The following is a 9,996-nucleotide window of genomic DNA, read 5'->3' on the forward strand; positions in this document are numbered from 1 at the left end:
GGCGATCTGGCACAACCACAAGACCGGACAGCCGGTCATGCGATCCCTGATCGCCTACGACCACTAATCACATCGGAATGACTCGTCTAGTGCTGTGGCCGGCGTCGTGTCTCTCCACGGCGAGTTCCGCCCGCGACAGCCCGTTGCGGCTGCTCCTCGCCCTCGGCACCCAGCGGCCTCGGGCGGCGCAGGCCGCCTCAGTCGCCCTGGCTTCGTCCCGGCGCCTGATCGTCGTGCCGGGCTTCGGCCTGCAGGTCGGCCACGCGTTGGAGAGCCGCTTTGAAAGCGGCGTACTCCTGTCTGCCCAGAGCCTTGGCGTGGCGTTCCTCGATCGTGCGGATGATGGAGGCGGCGGCCTCCATCTGGAGCAGACCGCGTTCGGTGGGGCAGATCAGCTTGGCCCGGCGGTCCGCGGGGTCGGGCCTGCGTTCGACGTAGCCCAGGCGTTCCAAGTCGTCGACGAGGGAGCCGATGACCTGCTTGTGCCGTCCGGAGGCGCGGGCGAGTTCGCTGGCGCGAACGCCATCGGCACGCAGGTACGCGAGGACGGCGCCGGCGCGGGGCTGGATGTCGTCGAAGCCCTGCTCGGCAAGCGCGGCGAACAGCTCGCGCTGCACGGAGAAGAGGATCCGGGCGGCGAGCACGGCGAGGTCCGGTTCCGCAGCCTGGTGCCCGGTCAAGGTCTCTCCCGCCTCGGCGGCCGTACGCCGCCGTGCTGTGCACCAGCGAGGTACACTCGCAAATGGTCACGAAAATTGACTATCCAATTTAGTGACCAACAAGCTGTGGCTCAACCCCCGAAGGAGCGGAAGATGAGCGAGCGCAGCACGTTCCTGGAGCCGATCACCCGAGAGAACGCCGCCGTGGTCCTGGTCGACCACCAGGTGGGTCTTCTGTCGGGCGTCCGGGACATCCCCGTCGGAGAGCTGAAGCACAACGTGGTGGCGCTGGCACGGGCGGCGACCGTGCTGGGCATGCCGCTGGTCGTCACCACCACCGCGGCCGACAGCATGTGGGGGCCGACCACCCCCGAGCTGGTCCAGGCACTGCCGGCCGGACAGAAGATCATCGACCGCAGCACGGTCAACGCCTGGCACGACGACCGCGTGCGCGGCGCCATCGAGGCCACCGGGCGGCAGAAGCTGATCTTCGCCGGGGTGTCGCTCGAGGTGTGCGCGGCGCTGCCCGCGCTCTCCGCGACAGCGGCCGGGCACGATGCGTACGTCGCCGTGGACGCCTCCGGCACCTTCAGCCAGGCCAAGAGGGAGACCGGCCTGCTGCGTATGCACCAGGCCGGCGTCGTCGTCAGCGACTACGCCACCCTCATGGTCGAGGCCCTGGCCGACAACGCCTCCCCCGAAGCAGGCGCCTTGTACGCCGCCCTCGACATGCCCTTCGCCGTCCTGGTCGGCCAGATCTCCACGGCCTATCGAGCCTAGAGCTCCACGGCGCCACCACTGAGAGAAGCAGTGTCCTATGATGCTCGGGTGATGAACCTCTCCTCGTACGGAATGGGGGAATCGTTCGCGCAAGGTGAGTGCTGATGGCACATCACCTCGCGAACGGGATTCCGACCCGCCTGTTGATGTGGCAGCGCGTGCGTGAGTACGCCGTGCCACCGTCCATGATCGAGACCGCGACCGCACGGCGTGCGGTCGGTGACTGGGCGGGGGCTTGCGCCGCCGCCCGAGTCGACGTCGATTTCGATCTGCGCGCCGTGCGCTACCGCCACGGCACCGATCTCGTCACCCGTCTCCGCGCGGATCTGCGTCGACTGGCGCCTGATCTGCTCCGCTGGCACATGCCCCGGATCGCCCCCGACGGGCGGCTGCGGCCCGGCCTCACCATCTCCCTCGCGCATTACCGGAGTTCCGGCCCCACGCCACTGCAGCTGGTGGTGCGGACACCGCCGGCCTGGGCGGACGCCGGACAGTGGATGTCCCTGGCCCTGTGGGAGGGGTCCGGGAACGAAGCCTCCGGGCAGCACCTTCCGCACCCGCACCCGCACCCCGACCGGCGTTTCCGGCTCGACCTGCACCGCCATCTCTGGGACTCCGGGCGGAGTGGGGAACTGGCACGGCGGTGCGGCGCATCCTCCATGGCGCCGCCCGGCCTGCCCACCGTCTACGATTCCCCGTGGGCGGAGGCGAGTTGGGCTGCCGAGGCTGAGTTGCTGTTGCGGGCCGAAGGGCGCCGTCGCGGGAGCTTCACCGTGCGGCTCGGTGCGCGGAGCCGCACCGTGCTCGAACTCGCCGCCCCCGACGACAGCCATGCCCCGACGTTCCGGCCACTGCGGGAGGCGCTGCCGCCACAGGAGGTCGCGGCGCTTCCGGTGTTGCCGGAGGCGGCGGCCCGGGTCCTTCCGGATCTGGAGCTGCTGCGCGCCGGGCTGATCGCGCCCGAGCGACTGCATCCGCTCGTCGCCGCGGCACTGACGGCGTGCGGCTCGGTACCGGTGGCCGGTCCTGGCCCCGAGCCCGCCGATCCGCACCGGGTGGAATGCCGCGGTGAGGTCCACCGGATCGCACTGCGGGACGGGGCGCTGACGGCGATCGACCACGACCCGGCCCAACTCCGCCGGGAGGAGCTGCTGGTGGCGCTCGGCGGACCTGCGCTGCCGTGCCTGCGGGCGATCGACGCGGTGTACCGCAGTCCGGAGGCACTGCCGGCGGTCCGGGAACGGCTCGGCCACGGTGACGTCGCCGGGGCGCTGGCCGTGGTCGAAGGGCTGCTCGGTCCCGCCGCGGTCCTGCGCGACGGGCCGCTCCGGGAGGAACTGGAGTCGGCCGCGGCCCGTCGCATCGACCACGGGCTCTTCCGCTCGGGGCTGTTCACCGCGCACCCCGGTGCCGGTGCGGTGGGGGACGAGAACGCCTCGGGCGCGGGTCGCGCGGAGACAGGCCACCGCCCCCGGCTCGACCGTCGTACGCCTCCCGCCGTGCGCCACAAGCGGACTAGCCGGGCCCGGCCCCGCACAGGCCTGGCCCGCTGACCCACCGCACCAGCCCAACCGCCTGCACAGGCGAGGTCCCTTTCCTCAACCGCGCGTTGCTCGCGCACGCCCCACGACACCACGACATCTCCGGGGACGGGTCGTCCCGTTCCCTTGTCCCACCCCAGGTGATGCCCATGACGTCCAGCACGCTTCTGCCCACATCCGCACCCGCCGCCAACACCGGCGGTTCCGGAACCTTCACCCAACTCACCCTCGCCGACGACCTCTTGACCCTCCTGCGGTCGACCACAACCGAACCGCGGCCCGACGATCAGCTCGAAGCGCTCACCCTGGCCGTCGCGTCCGACCTGCCCGTGCTGCTCTGGGGCGAGCCGGGCATCGGCAAGACCGCGGCCCTGACCCAACTCGCCACCTCCCTCGACCTGCCGCTGACCACCGTGATCGCCAGCGTCCACGAGCCGTCCGACTTCTCCGGACTGCCCATCGTGGGCGACGATCCGGCGGTGCAGGGGGTGCCGATGGCACCCCCGCAGTGGGCCGTCGAACTCGTGCGGGCCGGGCGGGGGTTGCTCTTCCTGGACGAACTCTCCACCGCCACCCCGGCGGTCCAGGCCGCACTGCTCCGGGTCGTCCTGGAGCGGAGGGTCGGTGCGCTGCAACTGCCGCCGGGCGTACGGATCGTGGCCGCCGCCAATCCGCGCGCGTCGGCGGCGGACGGGTGGGAGCTGAGCCCGCCGCTCGCCAACCGGTTCGTGCATCTGCACTGGGTGCACGACCGGGACGTGGTGGTGCGCGGGCTGGCCGGGGTCTGGCCCCGGGCGGAGCTGCCCCGACTGGTGCCGGAGCGGCTGCCGGAGGCGGTGGCCTTCGCCCGGCATGCGGTCTGCGGCTTCCTGGAAGCCCGGCCGACGCTGATCCACCGGCTGCCGAGCACCGAGACGCGGCGCGGCGGTGCCTGGCCCTCACCCCGGAGCTGGGAGGCCGCGTTGACCCTGCTGGCCTTCGGTACAGCGGCCTCCGTCTCCCGGGAGGTGCTGGCGCTGCTGGTGCGGGGCGCGGTGGGCGACGGGCCCGGGCTCGAACTCCTCGCCCATCTGGACCGGATGGACCTGCCGGACCCGGAGTCGCTGCTGGCCGATCCGCCCTCCGCCGAGCTGCCGGTGCGGGGCGATCTGCGTCAGGCGGCGCTGGAGGCGGTGGTGGCCGCCGTCGGGGCGCGGCCGGAGCGGGAGCGGTGGGAGGCGGGCTGGGCGGTGCTGGTACGGGCGCTGGAGACCGGCGCCCCGGACCTGCTGGTCGCCCCGGCGACGACACTGGCCGCGCTGCGGCGCGACGACTGGGAGGTACCGGAGGCCGTGGAGCGGCTGGCCGGGGTGGTCGGTCTCGCCCGGCGGGCGGACCGGTCGGTGGGACGGGCCGCGGCGTCGACCGACGCCGGGCGTGCGGCGGGGGCGAGCCGATGACGGGGGCCGCGAAGCGCCCGGCGCCGCGCCCACTGCCGCGCCCGGTGTCCCGGCCCGCGCCGCCGCGCCCCGTACAAGCCACCGTGCCGGAGCCGCCGGCCGGCTCCGGCGGTCGGGCCGGCCGGCCCGGACTTCGGCTGGACATGGAGAAGTTGCTGGCCGCCCGGCTGCACGCGGTGACGGTCCGCCCCTACCTGGCCGCCGCGCTCTTCGCGCTGCACGTGTTGGAGGACCGGTCGGTGCCGACGATGGCGGTGGACGCTCACTGGCGCTGCTACGTCTCCCCCGGCTTCGTGGCGCGCACCCCGGTGGAGGAGTTGGCGGGCGTCTGGGTGCACGAGGTCTCCCATCTGCTGCGGGACCACCACGGGCGGGGCGAGCGGTATGCGCGGGAGCACGAGGAGCACGGGCCCGGCGAGCGAAGCGGGAGGGGGGTCCCCGCGGCCGAAGGCCGGGGGAGGCTCCGGCGGAACATCGCCGCCGACTTCGAGATCAACGACGACATCTACGGTGACGGTCTGCCCCTGCCCGCCGGTGCGGTGCTGCCGTCGCTGCTGCGGCTGCCCGACGGGCTGCTGATGGAGGAGTACCTGCGGACGGCGTCGATGTCCGGACTCACCGCGGACCTCGCCTGGCTGGACTGCGGAGGTGGCGCCGACGGGCAGGACCGGCCGTGGGAGCTGGGACCCGACGGGGCGCACGGACTGAGCAGACAGCAGCGGGACGCGGTCCGCTTCCGGGTCGCGGAGGGGATCAAGGGCCGGCCCGGCAACGCACCGGACGGGTGGCGCCGGTGGGCGGACGAGGCGTTCCATCCGCCGCAGCCATGGCGGCAGTTGCTGGGGGCGGCGGTCCGCTCGGCGGCGGGTGCGCCGGGGGTGGGCGAGAACCACAGCTACCGGCGTCCGTCCCGGCGCTCAGCCGCTGTCCCCGGGGTGCTGCTGCCGAGCCTGCGCCGTACGCCACCCCGGGTCTGCGTCGTGATCGACACCTCCGGGTCGGTGAGCGACGCCGAGTTGGGCAGTGCGCTGCTGGAGGTGGCGGCGATCTCACGGGCGGTGGGCGGACGCCGCGATCTGGTCTCGGTGATCTCCTGCGACGCGGCGGCGGGGATCGCCGTCCCGCTCTGCCGTGCCGAGAACATGGAACTGATCGGCGGCGGGGGAACGGATCTGCGCTCCGGTTTCGCCCGGGCGCTGCGCTCCCGGCCCCACCCGGACGTGATCGTCGCCCTGACGGACGGCCAGACGCCGTGGCCCTCCGCGCAGCCGCCCGGCCGCACCGTCGTAGGTCTCTTCCCCCGCCCCGCCCGCGCCGTGGACGAGGAGAGTCCCGCCTACGTCCCAAACTCCCTGCCGCGTTGGGCACATGTCGTCACCATCGGCTGAGCGAGCGGGACGAGTCGGGCGGGGGCACCCTCGTAGGTGCCCCCGCCTCGGTCAGCTCCAGGTCATGTTGATCTCGCGTTCGAAATTGACGTAGCCGCCGCGGTGGAAGGCGTGCGCCATGGGGGTGTTGCCGAGGTCCGTGGACGCTCGGATGCGGGGGACGTCCTGCTCGGCGAGCACACGGGTGCCCTCGGCGAGGATGTCGTCGATGTACCCCTTGCCGCGATGGGCGGGCAGGACCGCGATGTAGGCGATGATGGGGTTGTAGCCGTTGTGGGCCGGGATGACGAATCCCACCGGCTCTCCGTGGGGCAGGGTCGCGACGCGCCACCAGTCCCGCGGGCTGGTGTAGCGGGCGAGTTCGCCCTCGTAGTGCTTGACGGCCGCTTCGTGGGTGGACATCCGGGTCAGGTCGTCCCGGCCGTGTGCGTCCAGCGTCCCGTCCAGGACCGACGTCATCAGGGCAACGAGTTCCCCGGCGTCGTGGACGGGTCGGAACACGAGGCGCCCGCCGGGCTCGGGAACGGGCGATTCGGGACGCCATTCCAGACGCAGTCGTTCGACGAAGAGCCGCGCGCCGGTGCGTTCCAGCACCGTCATGCGCTCCTCGACGACTTGCCTGGTCACCGCGTTCTCATGCCAGTCCGGCGGGACGAAGCGGCTGTACTCGGGGAGACGCGTCCCGTTCGGGAGGGTGGCCGCCATCGCGGTGCGCAGCAGTCGCACCCCGGTGTCCACACGATCGGGGCCCGGGATGCCGTCGTCGAGGTCGAGGACGTCCAGGATGAGTGGTGCGTCACCGCCTGGCCGGCTCCACCAGGCCGCCCTGGCCAGCAGGCGGTCGCCGTGCATGGCGACCCACATCCATTCCGGGCGTCGGCGGCCGGCGGCGAGGTCGTCCGCCAGTTCCTCGTTGAGGCTGTAGGGCAGTCGGCGGAAGAGGTCGAGTTCTTCGCGTCCGGTGATCGGACGCATGGTCAGGTCGTTCTGAATCACGGTCAAGGCACGCTCCGGTGAAAGCGCCCGTCCGCTCCGGGGTCAGAGATGGTCGGCTCCCCGGGAGGACTCAAGCGCGGCGATCATGGCGATCATGGGCTTGTCCCTCCTTTCGCTGTCGCGGTCCCCCGCCCTCATGGTGGGAGGGGACGACTGTAGCGTGCAACCGCCCCTCGGCTCACCTCACTTGTTTCCTCCGTAGCACCCTCCCCAGCGCCCAGGCCTGGACGAGGCCCCCTGCCGTCAGGAGCAGCAGGTACGCCTTGGGACGCCCGGCGCCGGACGTCACTCCGGGGCGTCGGTGTAGCCGCGGGCCCGGACGAAGTCCTGGGTGAGGCGGATGAAGGCGCGGGCGGCGGCGCTCTGGTAGCTGCTGCCGCGCCGCAGCAGCGTGACGGTGCGTGCGGGCAGGGCCGGTTCGAGGGGAACGGGGCGCAGGTGCGGGTGGTCGTGGGTGATGGCGTCGGGAAGCACGGTGGCGATCGGGGTGCGTCGCACGATCTCGACGAGGGCTTGGACGGAGTTGGCCTCCACCGCGATGCGGGGCTGCACCTTGTGGGTCGCGAAGTGGGCGTCGATATGGCTCCGGGTGGCGAAGTCGCCGTTCAGCAGTGCGAGTTGCCGATTGCTCAGTTCGTCCACCGGTAGCGGCCGGGACGGGCCCGCCTCGGGGTCGGGGGCGCCGGTGACGAGGCTCAGGGTCTCGGTGAACAGGATCTGCGCCACGACGCCGGGAAGGTGGGAGCCGGAGAAGGCGATGCCGAGGTCGAGGTCGTCGGCGAGCAGGGCCGACTCGATGCGGTCCTGGGTCATCTCCTTGACGTCCAGGGTGATGCCGGGATGGCGGGCGTGCATTTCGGCGACCAGGGGGCCCACCAGATAGGAGGTGAACGTCGGCGTCGCGGCCAGGCGCAGGTGGCCGCGGGTCAGGTCCTGGACGTCCTGGACGGCGCGCTGGGCGGCCTCCAGGTCCCGCAGGGCGCGGCGGACGTGGCGCGCGTACGTCTCGCCCGCGTCGGTGAGTCGCACGCTGCGGCCGGTGCGGTCGAGGAGCGGCACCCCCACGGTCCGCTCCAGTTGCCGGACCTGCTGGGAGAGCGTGGGCTGGGAGATGCGCAGGTCTTCGGCAGCGCGGGTGAAGCTGCCGTGCTCGGCCACGGCGAGCAGGTAGCGCAGATGACGCAGTTCCAGAGCCATGGGAACGATTATAGATGCGGCCAATGGGAGACATGGGTATTGCGTCTTGGACTCTATAGACACAGGTCATGCATGGTGGATTCACCGAGTCCGGTAGGCCGGAACCCATCGAAGGGAGTGACTCATGCGCGACCTCGCCCAGGGCGTCACGCGTTTCCAGCGGGACGTCCACCCCGCCAAGGCGGACCTGTTCGCCCACCTCGCCGAGAACCACACGCCGCACACGCTGTTCATCGGCTGCTCCGACGCCCGCGTCGTCCCGGAGCTGATCACGGCCAGCGAACCGGGCGAGCTGTTCGTCGTCCGCACCGCGGGCAACCTCGTCCCGTCCCACGCGCCGGGCTCCGACGCCGTGGCGGCGGCCATCGAGTACGCCGTGGCGATCCTCGGCGTGTCCGACATCGTGGTGTGCGGGCACTCCGGCTGCGGCGCCATGACGGCCCTGGCCGAGGCCCACGACCTGCGCGGGGTGCCGGCGGTCGCCCAGTGGCTGCGGCACGCGGACGCCTCCCGCTCCCGTACCGCCGCCTGCGGGGACGTCGCCGCTCTGGTGCGCCAGAACGTGCTTGCCCAGCTGGCGAACCTGGTCACCCACCCCTCGGTCGCCCGCGGTCTGGCCGAAGGTGCCCTCACCCTGCACGGCTGGGTCTACGACATCGCCACCGGAGGCGTCGAGAACGTCGGCGCCGAAGCGCGGGCGACCGCGTCCGCGGCCTGACCACGGTCCGGCCCCACGGCCCACGCCCCCCATCGTCCCGGCCCTGCCGCCTCGCAGGGGACCGGGTGTCCCCCCACCCCCATGAACCCCGATCCTGAACCCTGAAAGGAACCCCCCATGCCGCACGCCCAGTTCGACCCCACCGCCCGGCAGACCCTCGCCATCACCGCCGTCGAGGCCAAGATCCGCAAGGACCTCACCTGGCAGCAGATCGCGGACGCGGCCGGCCTGTCGGTGGCCTTCACCACCGCCGCCGTGCTCGGCCAGCACGCCCTGCCCGAGGAGGCCGCCCAGGCCGTCGGCGAGCTGCTCGGCCTGGACGCCGACGCGGTCGCGCTGCTCCAGACGATCCCGACCCGGGGATCGATCCCCGGTGGCATCCCGACCGACCCGACCATCTACCGCTTCTACGAGATGCTCCAGGTGTACGGCACCACGCTCAAGGCCCTGGTGCACGAGCAGTTCGGTGACGGCATCATCTCCGCGATCAACTTCAAGCTGGACGTGAAGAAGGTCGCCGACCCCGAGGGCGGCGAGCGCGCGGTGATCACCCTGGACGGCAAGTACCTGCCCACCAAGCCCTTCTGATCCGCCCCCATCGGACCGGCTCCGGGGCGGTGCGGGCTCGCCCGGCCGCCCCGGCTTCCTCCTCTTACGGAAGGACACCCTTGATGGACTTCGCACAGCGCACCATCGACATCGCCCGCCGCAACGTCGCCGAGGGCGGCCGCCCGTTCGCGACCGTCATCGTCAAGGACGGCGAGATCCTGGCCGAGAGCCCGAACCGGGTCGCCCAGACCAACGACCCCACGGCGCACGCCGAGATCCTCGCCGTCCGCGAGGCGTGCACCAAGCTGGGCACCGAGCACCTCGTCGGCGCCACGATCTACGTGCTCGCCCAGCCGTGCCCGATGTGCCTGGGGTCCCTGTACTACTGCTCACCGGACGAAGTGGTCTTCCTCACCACCCGGGACGCCTACGAGCCGCACTACGTGGACGACCGCAAGTACTTCGAACTGGACAACTTCTACGAGGAGTTCGCCAAGAACTGGGACGAGCGCCGGCTGCCGATGCGCTACGAGCCGCGCGACGCCGCGGTCGAGGTCTACCAACTCTGGCAGAAGCACAACGGCGGCGAGCGCCGTGTCCCCGGCGCCCCCACCGCCGCCTGAGGGAGCAGCCATGACCCTCATCGAACCGAACGCCGTCGAGCTGCGGCATCTGGAGCGCGCGGTCGAGCTGGCCGCCGAGGCGGTGCGGGCCGGGGACGAGCCGTTC

10 protein-coding genes are annotated in these 9,996 nt (G+C 72.2%); 7 read left to right on the forward strand and 3 right to left on the reverse strand.

What is annotated here, in order from left to right:
* Positions 1-197 precede the first annotated feature (197 nt).
* Positions 198-680 carry a MarR family winged helix-turn-helix transcriptional regulator gene (locus ACWEK3_RS41370; RefSeq protein WP_450541414.1) on the reverse strand — a complete coding sequence of 161 codons (483 nt, stop codon included), beginning with the start codon at positions 678-680 and terminating at the stop codon, positions 198-200.
* A 132-nt stretch (positions 681-812) separates the two neighbouring features.
* On the opposite strand from ACWEK3_RS41370, the gene ACWEK3_RS41375 reads away from it, so the two are divergent.
* From ACWEK3_RS41375 to ACWEK3_RS41390, 4 genes are all read left to right on the forward strand, one after another.
* Positions 813-1,439 carry an isochorismatase family protein gene (locus ACWEK3_RS41375; protein ID WP_450541412.1) on the forward strand — a complete coding sequence of 209 codons (627 nt, stop codon included), beginning with the start codon at positions 813-815 and terminating at the stop codon, positions 1,437-1,439.
* Positions 1,440-1,543: 104 nt separating this feature from the next.
* Positions 1,544-2,992 carry a hypothetical protein gene (locus tag ACWEK3_RS41380; protein WP_453252162.1) on the forward strand — a complete coding sequence of 483 codons (1,449 nt, stop codon included), beginning with the start codon at positions 1,544-1,546 and terminating at the stop codon, positions 2,990-2,992.
* Positions 2,993-3,129: 137 nt separating this feature from the next.
* Positions 3,130-4,419 carry an AAA family ATPase gene (locus ACWEK3_RS41385; RefSeq protein WP_453252163.1) on the forward strand — a complete coding sequence of 430 codons (1,290 nt, stop codon included), beginning with the start codon at positions 3,130-3,132 and terminating at the stop codon, positions 4,417-4,419.
* A gap of 143 nt (positions 4,420-4,562) precedes the next feature.
* Positions 4,563-5,807 (forward strand): vWA domain-containing protein, encoded by a 1,245-nt coding sequence (locus ACWEK3_RS41390; protein WP_453252164.1) that lies wholly within the window; start codon positions 4,563-4,565, stop codon positions 5,805-5,807.
* A gap of 51 nt (positions 5,808-5,858) precedes the next feature.
* On the opposite strand, the gene ACWEK3_RS41395 is transcribed toward ACWEK3_RS41390, so the two are convergent.
* Both ACWEK3_RS41395 and cynR read right to left on the reverse strand, forming a co-directional pair.
* Positions 5,859-6,782, reverse strand: coding sequence for a GNAT family N-acetyltransferase (locus tag ACWEK3_RS41395; RefSeq protein ID WP_453252167.1), 924 nt, complete (start codon positions 6,780-6,782; stop codon positions 5,859-5,861).
* Between the two features lie 306 nt (positions 6,783-7,088).
* Positions 7,089-8,000, reverse strand: a complete 912-nt coding sequence (gene cynR, locus ACWEK3_RS41400; protein ID WP_453252165.1) for a transcriptional regulator CynR — start codon at positions 7,998-8,000, stop codon at positions 7,089-7,091.
* A 124-nt stretch (positions 8,001-8,124) separates the two neighbouring features.
* Here cynR and ACWEK3_RS41405 point away from each other — a divergent pair, with 124 nt between their 5' ends.
* The 3 genes from ACWEK3_RS41405 (at position 8,125) to ACWEK3_RS41415 (ending at position 9,890) form a co-directional block, all read left to right on the forward strand.
* Positions 8,125-8,718 carry a carbonic anhydrase gene (locus ACWEK3_RS41405; RefSeq protein WP_453252166.1) on the forward strand — a complete coding sequence of 198 codons (594 nt, stop codon included), beginning with the start codon at positions 8,125-8,127 and terminating at the stop codon, positions 8,716-8,718.
* Between the two features lie 117 nt (positions 8,719-8,835).
* On the forward strand, positions 8,836-9,306 hold the full coding sequence (cynS, locus tag ACWEK3_RS41410) for a cyanase (RefSeq protein WP_450541402.1): 471 nt from the start codon (positions 8,836-8,838) through the stop codon (positions 9,304-9,306).
* A gap of 83 nt (positions 9,307-9,389) precedes the next feature.
* Positions 9,390-9,890: a nucleoside deaminase gene (locus ACWEK3_RS41415; protein ID WP_450541400.1), complete on the forward strand. Its 501-nt coding sequence runs from the start codon at positions 9,390-9,392 to the stop codon at positions 9,888-9,890.
* Positions 9,891-9,996 lie beyond the last annotated feature (106 nt).

Source organism: Streptomyces sp. NPDC004721, from assembly GCF_053601495.1.